This window comes from Planctomicrobium stercoris, assembly GCF_051465655.1.
Classification (GTDB): Bacteria; Planctomycetota; Planctomycetia; order Planctomycetales; family Planctomycetaceae; genus Planctomicrobium.
In genome coordinates this window covers 2,273,163-2,290,983 of sequence record NZ_CP195791.1, presented here as the reverse complement: position 1 = coordinate 2,290,983, position 17,821 = coordinate 2,273,163, and the positions used below count along the sequence as shown (strand labels likewise).

Below are 17,821 nucleotides of genomic sequence, written 5' to 3'. Positions count from 1 at the left end.
GTCCGTCAATTCCTGTTCCATTCTATCGATCGCCAGGGATCGCCCTAACGGCCGGTCGGCGCCCGAAAATCGTGATTTCGGGCGGAAGGTCATTGATGAGCGTTTGCCAAACGCCCATTACGTATTCGGGAAATTGCGACGGAGACTCACGAAGAGGCACAATCGACCACGCCAGTTTCTCGGGCAATTCCACTTTTCTGTCAATCTCAAAACTCGCCTCGGGCTGCCATCTCGCGGTAAAGTCGCGGATCGATACTGTCCGCGATCCCGTGAACGTGGCCATCGCCCCACAAAAAATTGGTCACTCCTCGGTGCCTGCTGGTGAATTCGCATTCGTCCGCATTCTGGATGTTCGGGCCCAGATTGGCGTTCCCCAGAATCCGGCAGGCAGCATCTTCACCTCGTTCATCGACCCCCAGCCACGTGGAGGGAATGGTCGACGCCCGTCGCTCTCCCACCAGAAGTACGTTGCTCAATCCCCGGGTAAATTCTTCGAATCTCACAGGTCGCACGCCTGCAAACGCTCCCACCCCGGACTTTGATTTCCAGACGTCATCCGGTTCGAGCACCCCGAACACGCCTACGTAATTCGCAGCGGGAAGACGGAACAACGGAATATCGCCGGGGGTCCCTTCAGTTTCCGACTCCGAGTACAACATGAACGTCCGTTCGGAGAGATCGGACGGGCACAGAAACAAGGGAAGTGTCGAAGTCCGCGCGGTCTGATTTTTCGCACTGTCCACAGCGGATTCAAAATCGATCAGTTGCGAGAGTGCAGGCTGTTCCAGATAAGGGAGCAGGGGAGGCAACCATCCGTACGCGGTCTGCCGGGCCAGATCCCATCGCCAGGCCGGGGGGAGACACTGGTTCACTTCGTGATAGCTGTGTAATGCGATCCCAAGTTGCTTGAGATGATTATGGCACTGCAGCCGACGGGCCGATTCCCGTGTCGCTCCCAGAGCAGGGAGCAGGATCGAGATCAGGACGGAAATGATCCCGATACAGGTGAGCAGTTCCAGGATTGTGAAACCGCTTCGCTTTGCAAGACGGCCTCGCAGTTCACCCCGACAAACACGAGGGGGCTGTCTGCCGTTGAATGAATTCTCCTGCACCGCGTTCGCCCTCCTGACGAAATCCGCCCTGGATCTGCAAGACGTTTTAAAACGTCTTCCGACCGACCGTCAAGGGAAACCCTCGATCAACCCGGACTTTGAAAGTCTTCGAACCAGCGCCTTCCCCCAAAGAGAGCATCCTTTACAGATGAATGATCCCACGTTTGAGTGCCGTCGTCACAGCGTGTGTCCGGTCGGAAGCTTCCAGCTTGGCCAGAATATTCTGCACGTGCATTTTGATGGTGCCGTCCGCAGTCCCCAGGACCTGGGCGATATCTTTATTGCTCATTCCCTTCGCCACGCACTCGAGCACTTCAACTTCTCGCGGAGTGAGAGCAGCCTGAGGAAAATACTCCGCCAGTCGCTGAGCTGCATCCTGTGAAACCAGTTTTTTGCCGGCGTGGACGGTGCGAATGGCAGTGACGATCTCCGCATGCACGGTCTCTTTCAACAGATAACCGCGCACTCCCGCTTCCAGCGCCCGGTAAATATCCTGATCCCCATCGTAGCTGGTCAACGCGATAATGCGGGCTTCCGGGAATTCGCTGCGAATCTGATGAACCGCGCCAATGCCGTCCAGACCGGGCATCCGCAGATCCATCAGCATGACGTCGGGTTGATATCGACGATACAGCTCGACAGCCTCTTCGCCGTTTTCACCTTCCCCCACCATCTGCATGTCCAGCTCGTTCTCGAGAATCGCAGCGATCCCTTTTCTGACGAGAGGATGATCGTCGATGCAGAGAATTCGAATCGTTGTATCTGACATTGTTGGAGTCATGAAATCGGATCCTTCGCCAGCGGAACCTCCCGCGTGAGAGGAGCAGCACCGGCCGTTTCGTGAGACGGGAGGTGAGGCAGAATGACCTCCACGGAGGTGCCTCGTCCCGTACGACTGTGAATATTGAGGGTGGCGTGAATCTGCAGGGCGCGCTCCCGCATCCCAATCAACCCGTAGTGCCCCGGCAACTGGCGGAAGTCGTCGCAGTCAAAGCCGCACCCGTCATCCACGACGGACAGCACCAGCGGGCCCGATGGAGTCGCACGTCCGGAGTCGGCCCCGGGTCCCCGATTCTGAACCGAACGGGAAAGGGTCACTTCAACCGTGCTGGCTCCTGCATGCTTCACTACATTCACGATCGCTTCCTGAGCAATCCGCAGCAGATTGTATTCAACATCCGCCGACAATGGAGGAATCGCCGAGGGCATCTTCAATTCCAGATGAAGATCATGCGTCTCGGTGAGGTGTCTGGCAGTCTGCGAAATGGCGTCCACCAGACTCGTCGAGCTCCCAGGCGCATGACGCAGCCCGGTGACCGTTTGTCTCGCTTCACGCAGGCAGCGGCCCGCGTCATCAATCACGTCCTGCAACGTCGCCCGTTCTTCCGGGTTCTTCAATCGCGTGGCGAAGGCCTGCATCTGCATCGTCACCCCGGAAAACCCTTGAATCAGCGTGTCATGCAGGTCGCGTGCAATTCGCATCCGCTCCGCCAGTGCCGCATTCAGACGCGTCTTCACCTGCAGCACTCGCAGCCGCAGGATTCCCCAGACCGCCAGCCCCAGCATCAGCAATGTAAGGCCGTAGAACCACAGCGTCTTGAAGAAATAAGGCCTGACGGTGAACTCGGCGGGAACAGTGATCGTCGACCACTCGTTATTCGGGTTGGCGGCACTCACCAGAAATCGGTACCGGCCGGGGGGAACGTTCGTGTAGTACGCCTCCCGCCGCTGATTCGCTTCAACCCAGTCGTGATCAAAGCCTTCGAGTTTGTAACGAAATCGAATCCGCGATGCCGATGCGAAGCTCCATGCTGTGTAGCGGAACATGAGATTCGTCGGCCCCGCTGGGAGCTTTAATTTTTCCTTCGACGTCACTGCCTGACCGTTCACCTGCATTTCTTCCAGGCTCACAGTCGGAGGAGGGAGCTTGCGGTAAAGTGCTGCGGGATCCATGATGATCACGCCGTAGATTGTCGAGAACCAGATGCGGCCGTCCTTCATCTTCCAGACCGATGGCTGAACTCCCTGCTGACATTCGATGGTCCGCTGCGACTCCACCGGACTGAACTGCGTGCATGTGACCGACTGACGTCCCCCCGCGACCAGTTCCAGCAGCTCTTCCTGATTCACAAAGAAAATGCCGCGGCTGCACGCCATCCACAGCCGTCCTTCTCCATCATCCAGGAGCCCGAAAATTTCATCATCAAAGAGGCCTTGCTGGACGGAAATTCGAATCACCTTCTCATCCTGAAGCAGCAGCAACCCGTCGCCGCGCGTGGCGGCCCAGTAGCTCCCCGCCGGGCCGTGCTGAAGCGCGGTGAGACTGCGAACTTCCGGGACACCTGCCATCCAGGGAAGAACTTGATCATCACGGCAGCGATAAAGACCGCCTCCATCCGTGGCGACAATCAGATCCTGATCAGCAGACTCCAGAAGCACACGCACCGGCCACTTCGACAATTCGGATTCCGGGGCCACCGCAGCGATCTTCTGCCCATCCCAACGCGCGAGCCCCCGCGACGTGCCAATCCACAGGGCGCCACTGGAGTCAGGAAGCAACACCTGAATCGCATCCGCCGGAAGCCCCTCCCGAGTGGTGAACTTCTCAACAACTTCTGCCCCCTTCATGCGGCACAAGCCGGAGTCCGTTCCCACCCAGAGCTGGCTGTCGGCCCCGGCAGCCAGTGCGGCAATCCGATCGGACGGCAGTCCGGTCTCCCGGTTGGCAAAAGCCTCACAGCGACGTCCCAAAAAGGTCGCCAGTCCAGCGTCGAGCGTCCCGATCCAGATCTTGCCCGATGGATCCTGAAGAAGAGCCCCTGTCTCATTGGAAGGGAGTCCTTCACTCATGGTGATCGGCACGGTCCGACGATCGACGAACTGATTCAGTCCGTTCTTCGTTCCGATCCACATGCTTTTTTCATGATCTTCGAAGATCGCACAGACAGTGCTTTGTGAAAGGCCGTCCCGGGTTCGCAGCGTTTCAATCTCATGGTCACGCAGCCGACTCAATCCGTCGCGGGTCCCGACCCAGACCTGACCGGTACTCGACCATGCGAGTGTCTCCACAAAATCATCCGCCAGCCCTTCAGCCCTGCCGATTCGGGATTCTCCATTCGCATCCAGCCGCACGAGACCGGTGGTCGTGCCGACCAGCAGATCTCCCTCGGGTGTGGAGAGCAGAGCCCGCACTACGGAATCATCAGGCACCGTGGAAAGTTCCCTAGTCAGGAACTGACCATCCCGCCACAGGTTCAATTGAGCCCGGTCCCCTCCCAGAAAAACAGTTCCCTGGCGGGACTCACACAGAGCACGGACGTTTCGCACTGTCAGTTCTTTTTGTGGCGCGAAGGTCTCAAACTTCCCCTCAATCAGACGTGCTGCTCCCTGATCTGTTCCCACCCACAGAGTCCCGCGATGATCCAGCAGCAGGCATTGCACATTCAACGATGGTAATCCGGACTGCAGACCATACCGGACACAGGCGCCGTCATTCAGGCACAGCAGTCCATCCCCCATGGTGGCAATCCAGAGTTGATGTTCAGCATCTTCAAGGAGTTGCTGCACCCAGATGTTCGCCAGAGACGCACCGTGTTTCGACTCGACTGCCGTAAATCGCACACCGTCAAACTGAAAAAGGCCCGATTGCGTCCCCAGCCAGAGACGACCGTCGATTGTCTGCCGGATCGCGAGGACGCGAGGCTGCGGGAGTCCCTGTGCGTAAAGCCATTTGCGGATCAAGACCTGACTGAGAGTTCGTTCAGGATCAATGGCATGCGCGGGCCGAACCGGAATGAGCAGCAAAGCACCGAGCAGCAGAACGGACAGGATCGTCCGGAAATGCTGCTCTGCGAAAGTGCGTACGGCGAAGATTCGCATGCCCGGCAAATTTCGCATTCCATCTTCTTCCATCTCGAACACCCCGGACATCCTTTCACCCGTCTGTGTAAGGACGAGCCCAGCCAGGGTGGCATGAAACGACTGTTCCAGAATCTGCTTCGGGAACCGATTCACAATAGTCTCTCTCCCCTGTGAACCGGAACCCCGTTCACCTGAACCGATCTGATTTTATCGCAACGAGACCGAATTCCACTTTCTCGGTTCCGAATCGATATGCCGTCCAGCATACGGCCCTCTGTGCCGGGCAACACTTTCAACCGGTCTCAACGAGATCCATAATGGAATTGAGAGCCTGAAATTGCAGAAAACCGACGCCGCTCAGCGAAACGCTTGTTCCCTCAACCGCTGAGAAAACGGTTCAGAGAAGTGACTCAAATTTCAGCCTCAATTGCGGCATTTGACAGGGAAATTTTCAGCTCGAGATGCAACAATACAAGCCCCCCACCAGAGTGCCTACCCCGGAGAGAATCATTTCCCGCCCCCTTCAATCTCCGCTCGCCGAGAAGTTGGAAGCTCCCGCTCCCAAACTCGCTCCCCCTGTTGCCCGCGGACAGCTGGGCACGATCGTCAAATGGGTGCTGCTGATCTCTGTCTCCATCGCGGCCTATTACTTCTATCCGCAATGGTGGCCCCACGTGAAGGGGTATCTGGTTCACGCTCCCGCAGCACCGGCCAAACCCCCCGCGCGGCCTGTGCCGGTCCTCATCGCCACCGCCCAGAAAGAGCGTGTCGATGTCTACTTGAACGGGCTGGGCACCGTCACTGCCTATAACACCGTCACGGTCAAGAGCCGGGTGGACGGCGAGTTGATCAAGGTCGCCTTCACTGAAGGCCAGATGGTCAAGCAGGGGGATCTGCTCGCTGAGATTGATCCGCGTCCGTTTGAAAGGCAGCGGGACCAGGCAGCCGCGAAGATGGTTCAGGATCAGGCGGCATTGAAGCTGGCGCAGGTCACGCTGGACCGACAGAATGAACTGATGCGCCAGAACGCCACCACTCCACAGCTGGTGGACCAGCAGGTCGCGGTTGTCAATCAGGCGGAAGCTCTGCTGCAGATCGATACGGCCATTTACCAGAATGCACTGCTGCAGCTGGAGTATTGTCGCATTACCGCTCCGATCAGCGGACGCATCGGCCTCAGACTGGTCGACCGCGGTAACATCGTCCGCGCCAATGACCCGAATGGACTGATGGTCATCACCCAGCTGGAGCCGATCGCACTGCTGTTCACGATTCCGCAGGACGAAATCCCTCGCGTGCAACGGCGCATGCGTGAGGAGTCGACATTGACGGTCGAAGCCTATGACCGCGACTTCAAGACAAAACTCGCGACAGGCACGCTGGCCGCGATCGACAATCAGGTTGATGCCGCAACGGGCACGCTGCGTCTGAAAGCGATGTTCGAGAACAAGGACCATGTGCTGTTTCCTAACCAGTTCGTCAATGCCAGACTGCTGGTCGACTCCATTCCGGACGCGGTCGTCGTGCCGTCGGTGGCAGTGCAGCGCGGACCGGAAAACCGCTTCGTCTATGTCGTGAAGCCCGACCACACGGTGGAACTTCGAACTGTCACCGTGGGAATCAGTGAAGGGAACCGCACCTGTATCGATTCGGGCCTGGAGGCTGGCGAGATTGTCGTGACTGACGGTCTGGACAAGCTTCAGCCCGGTTCAAAGGTCTCATTCCGGGAGAACGGTTCTTCCGCTCCCGAATCTGGCAGGAAGGTCGACAAGCCTGACGGAACGTCTCCTGAATCTTCAAAGAAGACGTCATGAACGTTTCGCGACATTTCATCCTGCGGCCGGTCGCCACCGTCCTGTTCATGGTCGCGATTCTCCTTTCGGGAATCGTCGCATACCGCGAGCTGCCGGTCTCCGCACTTCCGCAGGTCGATTACCCGACCATCCAGATTCTGACGTTCTACCCCGGTGCCGCCCCGGACGTCATGACATCCTCAGTGACTGCACCGCTGGAACGGCAGTTCGGCCAGATCCCCGGACTGACGCAGATGACATCCAGCAGCTCCACTGGATGCTCGGTCATTACACTCCGTTTCGTCCTTGAACTGGACATCGATGTGGCTGCCCAGCAGGTGCAGGCAGCGATCAACGTCGCCAACAGCTTCCTTCCCAATGATCTGCCGAATCCTCCCATCTACACCAAGACAAACCCGGCCGATTCCCCCATCCTCACGCTTGCACTCTCCTCCAAGACACTCCCGCTCGCGGAGGTCGAAGACCTGGCAGACACCCGTATGGCACAGAAGATCTCGCAGCTGGCGGGAGTGGGCATGGTCAGTATCAGTGGAGGCCAGAAGCCTGCCATCCGTGTTCAGGCAAACCCCACAGCCCTGTTCGCACTCGGACTGAATCTGGAGGATCTGCGAACGGCACTCGCCCAGGCGAACGTCAATCAGGCGAAGGGGAGTTTCGACGGGCCTCGTCAGGCAATCACAATTGGTGCCAACGATCAGCTGTTCACGACCGAGCAGTATCGAGATCTCATCGTTGCCTACCGCAACAATGCGCCGGTGAAACTCTCTGAAGTCGCTCTGGTCATCGACGACGTTGAAAATTCCCGGCAGGCCGCCTGGATGGACACCACGCCAGCGGTCGTCGTCAACATCCAGCGTCAACCCGGTGCCAACATCATCTCCGTGGTCGATCGCGTTAAGGAACTGCTGCCGCAGCTGGAAGAATCACTTCCCGCATCTGTCAAAGTCTCGATTCTGACCGACCGCACAACGACGATCCGCGCCTCCGTTCATGACGTGCAGATCGAATTACTGCTGACCATCGTGCTGGTGGTGGCGGTCATCTTCGTCTTCCTGCGGAATGTCCGTGCCACGATCATCCCCAGCGTTGCTGTCCCGTTGTCGCTGGTCGGGACGTTCGGCGTGATGTACATGCTCGACTACAGCCTGAACAACCTGACGCTGATGGCGCTGACGATCTCCACCGGGTTCGTGGTCGACGACGCCATTGTGATGATCGAAAACATCATGCGGCATCTGGAGAACGGCGAACGCCCGATGGCTGCTGCCCTCAAGGGGGCCGATGAAATCGGGTTCACGATCATCTCGCTGAGCGTCTCGCTGATTGCCGTGCTCATTCCGCTCCTGTTCATGGGAGATATCGTCGGTCGACTCTTCAGAGAATTCGCAGTCACACTCAGTGTGACGATTCTTGTCTCGGCAGTCGTTTCACTCACACTGACCCCGATGATGTGTGCCCGGCTGCTCAAACACCAAGATCCCGAAGAGCATGGAGCATTATACCGGGCCTCGGAATGGTGCTTCGAATCGGTCATCTGGGCATACGCCCGCACTCTTGATGTCGTGCTGCGTTACCAGACAGCCACTATGACGGTCGCGGTCGCCACGCTGATTGCCACGGTGTATCTGTATGTCATCACGCCCAAAGGTTTCTTCCCGGTGCAGGACACAGGGGTCATCCTGGGGATCTCCGAGGCCTCGCAGGACAGCTCGTTCGAATTGATGGCGAGTCGCCAGCTGGAGCTCAACCGTCTCATCCTGACCGACCCCGCTGTCGAGAGCCTGTCCAGCTTTATCGGCATCGACGGCACGAATACCACCCTCAACAGCGGGCGTATCCAGATCAACCTCGTGCCGCTGGAGGAACGTAAACACACCACCGCCATGGATGTCATCCGGCGTCTGCAGCCCAAGCTGGCTGAAGTCTCCGGCATCACCCTGTACATGCAGCCGGTGCAGGACCTGACTGTGGAAACCCGGGTGAGTCGCACGCAGTACCAGTTCAGTCTCGAAGATCCCGACGCAAAAGAGCTGAACGAGTGGGCCCCCAGGTTTGTCCGCGCACTGCAGTCACTCCCGGCACTGCGGGACGTGGCCAGCGACCAGCTGGTCTCCGGGCTCGAGGCCTATGTCGAGATTGATCGCGACACCGCTTCCCGGCTGGGAGTCACCCCCCAGATGATCGACGATGCCCTGTACGACGCCTTCGGACAGCGGCAGGTCTCCATCATGTTCACGCAGCTCAACCAGTACCGCGTTGTGTTGGAAGTGAAACCGGAGTTCCGACAGAGCCCTCAGGATCTCTCCAACGTGTATGTGAAATCGTCGACGGGAGGGATGACTCCTCTGAGTGCGATGACCCGGGTCATTGAGCGGACGACGCCGCTGTCCATCAACCATCAGGGGCAGTTTCCCGTGGTGACGGTTTCCTTCAACCTGGCTCCGGGGTATGCACTCGGACAGGCTGTCGAAGCGATCGACCGCGCCCGCGAAGAACTCGAAATGCCAAACAGTATCGTCACCCAGTTTCAGGGAACCGCAGCTGCCTTTCAGGCCTCGCTCACGAACACCCCGATGCTGATTCTCGCAGCTCTCGTCACCGTCTATATCGTGCTGGGAGTTCTGTACGAGAGCTACGTTCATCCCATTACGATTCTTTCAACGCTCCCTTCCGCCGGAGTCGGAGCACTCGCGGCGCTGCTTCTGTGTCACGAAGACCTGAGCGTCATCGGCCTCATCGGGATCATTCTGCTGATCGGGATCGTCAAGAAGAACGCCATCATGATGATCGACTTCGCACTCGATGCCCAGCGAAACGACGGACGAACTCCCGAAGAAGCGATCTACGAAGCCTGCCTGCTCCGGTTCCGCCCGATCATGATGACCACGATGGCTGCCTTGCTGGGGGCGGTTCCGCTGGCCATGGGGGGAGGCGTCGGTTCCGAACTCCGACGTCCACTGGGAATCACGATTATCGGCGGACTGATCTTCAGCCAGCTGCTCACGCTCTACACCACTCCCGTCATCTATCTGTGGTTTGACAGACTCGCCGCGAGACTGGGCTTCTCCTCAGTTTCGCAAACTGAAGACGAGTCGGAAGAACAACTTCCCTACGACGACGAGAACGAAAGTCGGTATGCGCAGGAGGGGCAATGAACCTTTCTGCCCCCTTTATCCGCAGACCCGTCGCGACGACGCTGCTGACTCTCGCCATCACGCTGGCAGGAGCCCTTTCGTACGGCCTGCTCCCGGTCTCTCCGCTGCCGCAGATCGATTTTCCGACGATCATGGTGAGTGCCTCGCTCCCGGGGGCCAGCCCCGAGACCATGGCATCGGCCGTCGCCACGCCGCTGGAAAGACAGTTCGGCCGCATCGCCGGCGTCGCCGAGATGACCTCCTCCAGCAGCCTGGGCAGTTGTTCGATCACGCTGCAGTTCGAACTGGATCGAAACGTCGACGCCGCAGCCCGAGACGTGCAGGCCGCCATCAACGCCGCCCGGGGTCAGCTTCCGGCCAACCTGCCGAACAACCCCTCGTATCGCAAGGTGAACCCGGCCGATGCGCCGATCATGATTCTCACTCTGACTTCCGGCACCTACACCAAGCCGCGCATGTACGACGCGGCCAGCACCATCCTGCAGCAGAAGCTCGCACAAGTCCCCGGGGTCGGGCAGGTGCAGGTCGGAGGAAGTTCCAAGCCGGCGGTGCGGGTGAAACTCAATCCGACGATTCTCAATCATCTCGGAATCAGCCTCGAAGATGTGCGGGCTGTCATCGGAAACGCCAATGCGAATCGCCCGAAAGGCCAGGTCTCCAACGAACACACGATCTGGTCCATCAGTGCCAGCGACCAGCTGTTCACCGCAGAAGAGTACGAAAACCTGCTCGTAGTCTACCGCAACGGAACCCCCGTTCACCTGCGGGACGTCGCCACCGTGGAAGATTCGGTGGAAGACATCCGCACGTTCGGTATGTCCGACGGACGCCCCTCCATTTCACTGGTGATCTTCCGTCAACCCGGGGCGAACATCATCTCGACGGTGGAACGGATCCGGGCTCTCCTCCCGCAGCTGGATGCCCAGATCCCAGCAGACATGGACCTGGAAGTCGCGATGGACCGGACCGCGACCATTCGTGGGTCGCTGCATGAAGTGCAGTTCACGTTATGTATCTCCGTGGCCCTCGTGATCCTGGTGGTGTTTCTCTTTCTCCGGGACCTGCGGGCAACTTTCATCCCCAGCGTGGCGGTCCCGGTCTCGCTGATCGCCACCTTCGGAGTGATGTATCTGTGCGGTTACAGCCTCGACAATCTTTCTTTGATGGCACTGACGATCGCCACCGGCTTTGTGGTCGATGACGCCATTGTCGTGATTGAAAACATCAGCCGTCATCTGGAGGAGGGTATGTCTCCCGGGAAGGCGGCCTATCAGGGGGCTCAGGAGATTGGCTTCACGGTCCTCTCGATCAGCATTTCCCTGGTTGCGGTGTTCATCCCGATTCTTCTGATGGGCGGTATCATCGGTCGACTCTTCCGCGAATTCGCGGTTACACTTTCCGTCGCCATCGGAATTTCACTGGTCGTGTCACTCACGACCACACCCATGCTCTGCGCCGTGATGCTCAAGTCGCGAGAGGAGACCCATCATGGCCGCTGGTACAACGCCAGCGAACGTCTCTTCGACTGGATTCTCAGCTGGTATGAATGGACTCTCGCCGCGGTCCTGCGACATCAGTGGGTCACCCTGCTGATCACGCTGGGAACTGTGGCATTCACCGTCTATCTCTACATCATCGTTCCAAAGGGGTTCTTCCCGCAGCAGGATACCGGACGACTGACCGGCAATCTGATCGCCGATCAGGACACCTCGTTTCAAACCATGTCCCGCCTCATTCAGCAGTTCGCTGCGGAAGTCGGTAAGGACCCTGCAGTTGAAAACGTGCTCGCCTTCACCGGCGGGGGAGGGGGTGGTGCTTCCAACTCCGCCAGAATGTTCGTCGCGCTTAAGCCGCAGCGTGAACGCAAACTCAAGGCGGATGATGTGATCGCCCGCATTCGGGCCAAGACCGCCCGCATTCCCGGAGCGAGTCTGTTCATGCAGGCGGTGCAGGATTTGCGGATCGGGGGCCGGGCCAGCAGTTCGCAGTATCAATACACGCTCAAGGGAAGCAGTCTGAGCGAACTGAATGAATGGTCTCCCAAGCTGCTCAAGGAAATGCGGCAGATCCCCGGCGTGACCGACGTTAACACCGACCAGCAGAACAAAGGGCTGCAGACCCGGCTGGAAGTGAACCGCGACACCGCTGCCCGGCTGGGGATCTCCTTCTTCACCATCGACAACACGCTGTATGACGCATTCGGGCAGAGACCCGTCTCCACCATGTACAAAGATCTGGATCAGTACCGGGTCATCATGGAACTCGATGAGACATTCGGGAACAGTCCAGACAGCCTGCGACACATCTATGTCCGCACTCCGCAAAATGCTCAAGTCCCCCTCAGCGACCTTTATCAGGTTCAGACCCGGAACACGTCGCTGTCGGTATCGCACTCCGGTCAGTTCCCCTCGGTGACCATTTCATTCAATCTGCAGCCGGGAACTTCGCTGGGAGACATTGTCCCCAAGGTGGAAGAAATTGTGCGGAAGATCGGCCTTCCCAAGAGCATTCAGGGCCGATTTCAGGGGACCGCGCAGGCCTTCCAGTCTTCTCTGAGCAATCAGCTTTATCTCATCCTCGCAGCGATCGTCGCTGTGTATATCGTGCTCGGAATCCTGTACGAGAGTTACATCCATCCCCTGACAATTCTGTCGACGCTGCCCTCAGCAGGCGTGGGAGCGCTGCTGGCGCTGCTTTTCTGCAAAGTCGAATTGAACGTGATGGCGATGATCGGGATCCTGCTGCTGATCGGCATTGTGAAGAAGAATGCGATCATGATGATCGACTTTGCCATCGAGGCGGAGCGTTCCCAGAACCTCTCTCCGCGCGACGCCATCTTTCAGGCCTGTCTGCTGCGGTTTCGGCCTATCACCATGACCACTCTGGCAGCGTTGCTCGGGGGGCTGCCGCTTGCACTCGGAGCAGGAGAAGGATCGGAACTGCGACGCCCACTCGGAATCGCCATCGTCGGGGGTTTGATTTTCAGCCAGATGCTGACGCTGTACACCACGCCGGTGGTCTATCTCTATCTGGACAGACTCTCGACTTGGTGGTCCCGCAGCCCCAATCACGTGACCCCTGACCTCTGACCTCTGACCCCTGACCTCTGACCTCTGCTCAACCATCCGTCCCTTGCTTAAACCCGGGGCGGGCCGCATTACTGTCGGCCTCTTCAGTGGAATTGGCGGAGCGGGGGACAGACGTCCCCGGCTTCAGCTGCGGGCCGGTTTTATGAGCGTCGAGGATGACTTTCAGCTGCTCGCCGTTCATCACTTCGCGTTCAATCAGCTCCGAAGTCATCTGCTCGAGCACCGCGCGCTGGCTGCGGAGAATCTCACGCGCGATCTCCATGCACTCATCGATGATCCGGCGAATTTCCAGATCGATCTCGCGCAGCGTATGCTCGCTGTGAACGTAGTCACTTCCGCCAGTCGGGGCACCGTTCAGAAACGGTGAACGCTTTGCTTCGCGGTAATTCACACGGCCCAGTTTGGGGCTCATGCCGAATTCCATCACCATCCGCCCCGCCAGATCGGTCGCCCGCTCCAGATCGTTCTGGGCTCCGGTTGATGTCTCTTCGTAGACGGTGTCTTCCGCAGCGATTCCACCGAGCATGACGCAGATGCGGTTCCGGATTTCGGTCTGAGTGACCAGATGCCGATCCTCTTCCGGACGCTGCAGCATGTACCCCAGTGCGCCGAAGCCGCGAGGGATGATCGAAATTTTGTGAACGGGATCGGTGAGCGGCAGACTGCTGGCGACCAACGCGTGTCCGCATTCGTGATACGCGACACGCTGCTTTTCGTCTTCCTGGATGATCTTGGAAGCCTTTTCCAGACCGGCGACAACACGTTCGATCGCCTCTTCGAATTCGAACATCGACACGGACACTTTGTCGTTCCGGGCCGCCAGCAAGGCCGCTTCGTTGACCAGATTGGCCAGGTCCGCCCCGACGAATCCCGGCGTCAGCTTCGCGATTCTCGCAAGGTTGACGTCGTCCGCCATTTTGATTTTTTTCGCATGGACTTTGAGGATCGCTTCCCGTCCTTTGTAGTCGGGTCGGTCCACCAGCACATGCCGGTCGAATCGCCCCGGTCGCATCAATGCGGGATCGAGCGTTTCAGGACGGTTCGTCGCCCCCATCACAATGACGCTTTGATCGGACGAGAATCCGTCCATCTCGACAAGCAGGGCATTGAGAGTCTGTTCACGTTCATCGTGCCCGCCGGGCATCCCGCTGCCACGTACTTTCCCCAGCGCATCGAGTTCGTCGATGAAGATGATACTGGGCGACTTCTGGGCCGCCTGAGAGAACATGTCCCGGACCCGCGCTGCACCGACCCCGACGAACATTTCCACGAAGTCGGAACCGGAGAGACTGAAGAACGGCACACCCGCTTCCCCTGCGACAGCTTTTGCCAGCAGGGTCTTGCCTGTCCCCGGAGGACCGACCAGCAGCACGCCGCGGGGAATTCGCCCCCCCAGCGCCTGATACTTCCCGGGCGTCCGCAGGAACTCGACCACTTCCCGCAGCTCATCGACAGCCTCGTTGATCCCCGCCACATCATCAAACGTAATCTTCACGTCGTCTTCAGCATAGAGCTTGCCGCGGCTGCGCCCGAACGACATCGCCTGACCGGGTCCGCCGATCTTGCGGAGGAAGAAAATGAAGACCAGCACAACGGTGGCCATCAGCAGGATGGAGAGGACCGCGCCCCACTCGGGAGGAGGTGAAGAGCCGTTGTAATCAATCTGCTTTTCGCCCAGCAGATCCATGAGATTCGCGAGCTTGGGCGCCGGGATTCCGCCGATGGGAATCCGGTAACGCTCCATCTTCGGATTCGAAGCGCCAGGATTCGTATCCGCTGCCGTCTCTTGTTCGGAGTGCGACTTGGGTTTGGTCAGGTCGACTCTGGGCCGATCCTGAAACTGGATGAATTCGTTGCTGAACTGCAGTTCAAAGAGATTCGATTTGTTGAGCTCACCCGACTCGAGCTTCTGAACGAACTCGCCAAATTTCATTTCCTTGGCGATGGTCTGTTCCCGCAACCAGGTCAAACCGAGGACCACGACAATCAGTCCGACAAGCAGGTACCAGAATGTGGCGCCGCCGCTTTTGTCGTTCTTCTTCGACCCGGAACCGGATTCCTGAGAAGGTCGCTCGCCCGAAGATTTACCCGGAGCCATGGAGAAGGCCGTCCCTGTCTGAGGATGGGATGAGTTATCAATTCCACTCTAGACAGGGTCTCTCAGGCCGTCAATGAGGGGGATCGGCGTCGACGACAGGATCAGCGAATTCGATCAGTCTGTTCACCGCGCGCAGCCTATTCACCGATCTTCTATCAGAAGACTCCCACTTCACAGCTGCGAATCACCCGAAGAGTGTTCGGCCGCGCCGTTTGAGATAACCAGAACCGACTGTGAAGTTTGTCGACAGCGCATGCACAAGGCCGCCCGAAAACGAGCGGCCTTGAATCTCAGAGCGGGGTGCGAATTACTTGTCGTCGGTCTTTGCGACGATCTCGAGCTTCGGCACCTTGATCGAAGTGATTTTCACTCCGGTGTATTTCTGGCGATGTCCGGTGTGACGGCGAGAGTGCTTGCGGCGGCGGAACTTCTGGATTTCCAGTTTCGGCCCTTTGACTGTGGCATCCACTACCTGGGCTTCCACGAGAGCTCCTTCAATCACCGGAGCACCGATCACGCTGGCACCGCCGCCATTGGCCAGCAGCACCTTATCGAAAGTCAGCGTCTGGCCGACTTCTGCATCCTCGCGGAAATCCACAGTCAGCATCTGGCCTTCTTCCACCCGAAGCTGATGGCCGCTGTCTTCGATGATTGCGAACATGGTTCTACCACTCTTTTTTCTGACTCAACTTCACATCGTATCACGACTTACGAGGCGAATGTCACACCTCGTTTCTCGCCGGTCCATTGGCGAATCGAAAAGAATATCGCCTGCAAGAGCAAATTGCGAGACCACGAACACGCGATTTTTTCGGAATCTGCAGAAACAGAATCAACTTGCGAGCCATCCCCGAAAGAAAATCTTCACTCCACCCCGCAAAACTCACGTAACGCACTACTAATAAATCACTTGCATCCGAAACAACCCACCATTCGCCCATCAATTTCAGATCGAGGAGAGAAAAGAACCGCGAATCTCACGAATCGAGCGAATTGGAATTCGCGTCATTCGCCTGATTCGCGGTTCCTCATCATGTTTAGCTGCACACTTTAAGTGTGCAGCTAAACCTCCGTTGTTGTGATTTTCAACGAGTGGTCAAGACCCCAGTCGCGGCGGCTGGTAGCTCCCGGGGACAGCCCGAAAGCTGATCGCCATTCGATTCCATAAATTGATCGCCCCGACTGCCCAGGTCAGGTCCACGATCTCTTTCTCAGAGAAGTGCTGGCGAACCTCTTCATAAAGTTCATCGGGAACCCCTTCAGAGACTTGAGTCACCGCCTCGCACCAGGCGAGCGCGGCTCGCTCCTGCTCGGAATAGAACGGAGCTTCCTGCCAGGCATTCAGAGCATACAGTCGCTGTTCCGTTTCCCCCGCTGCCCGGGCGTCTTTTGTATGCATGTCGATGCAGAAGGCACAGTGGTTCAACTGCGAGGCCCGGGTTTTCACCAGCTCCAGCAGGGAATGGGGAAGTCCGCATCCTCTGAGATATTTTTCGATCGAGTACATCAGCCGTTGCGGTTCGGCGGACACCTGTCCTGCGTTGATGCGCATTTCCATTTCTGCTTCTCCTCGTTCCTCAAGGTTTGATACTGGGGCTGGGATCGCTTCCCTGGCTCAATTCCCAGCGCTCCAGTTTTTGCGGATTCATCACGAGATACACATCTCGGACACGTCCTGCGTCTGCAGCGAAAGTCAGAACTTTGACTGTCTTTCCCCCTGCTTCCGACACAATTCCCGGCTGGCCGTTGACGTTCACCATCGAAACGTGACTTTTCGACAGAAATTTCCGGAAGACGACCGACAGCAACTTCGCCACCCGCTGTCGTCCTTCGACGGGACGGGGCGCTGCATGAACGACTCCGCCGCCGTCGCTGTAGAGAATCGCATCGTCGGTGAGGAGACATTCAATCTTCGAGAGGTCTCCCGACAGGCACGCTGAGTAAAACTCTTCAGCCAGTTTCTCTGCTTCTTCGCGGGCAGGGTGAAACTTTCTCTCCTGCCGGGCAAGACGTCCACGGGCTCGCGTCACCAGCTGTCGGACATTGCTCGACGACTTGTCGAGCAGGGCAGCGATATCATCGAATTCGTAGTCGAATGCCTCTCGCAGCAGGTAAGCCGCGCGTTCCGCTGGCGAAAGAGTCTCCAGCATCAGGAGAAAGGCCATGGAAAGCGAATCCGCGAGCTCCGCCCGGTCTTCTCCAATCCCGGGCCACTCAGAAGAGACCGGCTCTGGCAGCCAAGGACCGTGATAGGACTGCCGCTTCTTCAACCGCCGCAATCGGTCAATGCAGATGGTCGTGGTCACCTTGACCAGCCACGCTTCCGGGTTGTCAATGTCGCTGTGACGTTGCAGCCTCAGATAGGCATCCTGAACGGCATCTTCGGCATCCGCAGCACTGCCGAGCATGCGATAGGCAATCGCCAGCAGCTTCGGACGGAATCCGCTGGCACCCTCAGGGGAATTTCTGCTTGTCTCGTTCATGTTCAGCCCCCACATGGTTGAACGTCATTCTAAAAGTCCTGGCGTTCAAACACACGGACGAACGGCGCCCGAGTTTTGTGACATCGCAGGCCGAAATTTGTAATAAACCCCGGGCCGGATGCGTGTCGTTCATCCAAACCCGTGTCAGATGCTGCACTTCCACAGAGTGCTTCTCTTCCATGAAACCGTTATGATGAAATCTGGATGAG

At 58.1% G+C, this 17,821-nt stretch carries 10 protein-coding genes; 3 read left to right on the top strand and 7 right to left on the bottom strand.

Features of this window, described 5'->3' with window-relative positions; genetic code table 11:
- Window positions 1–206: 206 nt before the first annotated feature.
- From SH661x_RS09495 to SH661x_RS09485, 3 genes are all read right to left on the bottom strand, one after another.
- Complete coding sequence (locus tag SH661x_RS09495; protein WP_437230322.1) at window positions 207–1,112, bottom strand: DUF1559 family PulG-like putative transporter; 906 nt, start codon at window positions 1,110–1,112, stop codon at window positions 207–209.
- Between the two features lie 142 nt (window positions 1,113–1,254).
- On the bottom strand, window positions 1,255–1,881 hold the full coding sequence (locus SH661x_RS09490) for a response regulator (RefSeq protein WP_437230320.1): 627 nt from the start codon (window positions 1,879–1,881) through the stop codon (window positions 1,255–1,257).
- Window positions 1,882–1,889: 8 nt separating this feature from the next.
- Window positions 1,890–5,009: a sensor histidine kinase gene (locus SH661x_RS09485; RefSeq protein WP_437230318.1), complete on the bottom strand. Its 3,120-nt coding sequence runs from the start codon at window positions 5,007–5,009 to the stop codon at window positions 1,890–1,892.
- 425 nt (window positions 5,010–5,434) lie between these two features.
- Here SH661x_RS09485 and SH661x_RS09480 point away from each other — a divergent pair, with 425 nt between their 5' ends.
- The 3 genes from SH661x_RS09480 to SH661x_RS09470 are packed head-to-tail and all read left to right on the top strand — an operon-like array spanning window position 5,435 to window position 13,031.
- The gene (locus tag SH661x_RS09480) at window positions 5,435–6,787 is read left to right on the top strand and encodes an MdtA/MuxA family multidrug efflux RND transporter periplasmic adaptor subunit (RefSeq protein ID WP_437230316.1); all 1,353 of its coding nucleotides are present in this window, start codon (window positions 5,435–5,437) and stop codon (window positions 6,785–6,787) included.
- Complete coding sequence (locus SH661x_RS09475) at window positions 6,784–9,942, top strand: multidrug efflux RND transporter permease subunit (RefSeq protein WP_437230314.1); 3,159 nt, start codon at window positions 6,784–6,786, stop codon at window positions 9,940–9,942. The genes SH661x_RS09480 and SH661x_RS09475 overlap by 4 nt, the downstream gene beginning before the upstream one ends.
- Window positions 9,939–13,031 carry a multidrug efflux RND transporter permease subunit gene (locus tag SH661x_RS09470; RefSeq protein WP_437230312.1) on the top strand — a complete coding sequence of 1,031 codons (3,093 nt, stop codon included), beginning with the start codon at window positions 9,939–9,941 and terminating at the stop codon, window positions 13,029–13,031. The genes SH661x_RS09475 and SH661x_RS09470 overlap by 4 nt, the downstream gene beginning before the upstream one ends.
- Before the next feature lie 28 nt (window positions 13,032–13,059).
- Here SH661x_RS09470 and ftsH read toward each other — a convergent pair whose 3' ends face one another.
- The 4 genes from ftsH to sigJ all read right to left on the bottom strand — a co-directional run bounded on the left by ftsH (window position 13,060) and on the right by sigJ (window position 17,612).
- Window positions 13,060–15,129: an ATP-dependent zinc metalloprotease FtsH gene (gene ftsH / locus SH661x_RS09465; RefSeq protein WP_437230310.1), complete on the bottom strand. Its 2,070-nt coding sequence runs from the start codon at window positions 15,127–15,129 to the stop codon at window positions 13,060–13,062.
- Between the two features lie 307 nt (window positions 15,130–15,436).
- Entirely contained in the window at window positions 15,437–15,790 is a 354-nt protein-coding gene (rplU, locus tag SH661x_RS09460) for a 50S ribosomal protein L21 (protein WP_437230308.1), read from the bottom strand.
- Window positions 15,791–16,225: 435 nt separating this feature from the next.
- Window positions 16,226–16,687 carry a carboxymuconolactone decarboxylase family protein gene (locus tag SH661x_RS09455; protein WP_437230306.1) on the bottom strand — a complete coding sequence of 154 codons (462 nt, stop codon included), beginning with the start codon at window positions 16,685–16,687 and terminating at the stop codon, window positions 16,226–16,228.
- A gap of 19 nt (window positions 16,688–16,706) precedes the next feature.
- Complete coding sequence (gene sigJ / locus SH661x_RS09450; protein ID WP_437230304.1) at window positions 16,707–17,612, bottom strand: RNA polymerase sigma factor SigJ; 906 nt, start codon at window positions 17,610–17,612, stop codon at window positions 16,707–16,709.
- Window positions 17,613–17,821: the final 209 nt, after the last annotated feature.

Bases quoted from the DNA above. Each gene is read 5' to 3' on its own strand.
- SH661x_RS09470 (WP_437230312.1), top strand. From the start codon at position 9,939: ATGAACCTTTCTGCCCCCTTTATCCGCAGACCCGTCGCGACGACGCTG.
- SH661x_RS09480 (WP_437230316.1), top strand. From the start codon at position 5,435: ATGCAACAATACAAGCCCCCCACCAGAGTGCCTACCCCGGAGAGAATC.
- SH661x_RS09485 (WP_437230318.1), bottom strand. From the start codon at position 5,009: ATGCGAAATTTGCCGGGCATGCGAATCTTCGCCGTACGCACTTTCGCA.
- SH661x_RS09475 (WP_437230314.1), top strand. From the start codon at position 6,784: ATGAACGTTTCGCGACATTTCATCCTGCGGCCGGTCGCCACCGTCCTG.
- sigJ (WP_437230304.1), bottom strand. From the start codon at position 17,612: ATGAACGAGACAAGCAGAAATTCCCCTGAGGGTGCCAGCGGATTCCGT.
- SH661x_RS09490 (WP_437230320.1), bottom strand. From the start codon at position 1,881: ATGTCAGATACAACGATTCGAATTCTCTGCATCGACGATCATCCTCTC.
- SH661x_RS09455 (WP_437230306.1), bottom strand. From the start codon at position 16,687: ATGGAAATGCGCATCAACGCAGGACAGGTGTCCGCCGAACCGCAACGG.
- rplU (WP_437230308.1), bottom strand. From the start codon at position 15,790: ATGTTCGCAATCATCGAAGACAGCGGCCATCAGCTTCGGGTGGAAGAA.
- ftsH (WP_437230310.1), bottom strand. From the start codon at position 15,129: ATGGCTCCGGGTAAATCTTCGGGCGAGCGACCTTCTCAGGAATCCGGT.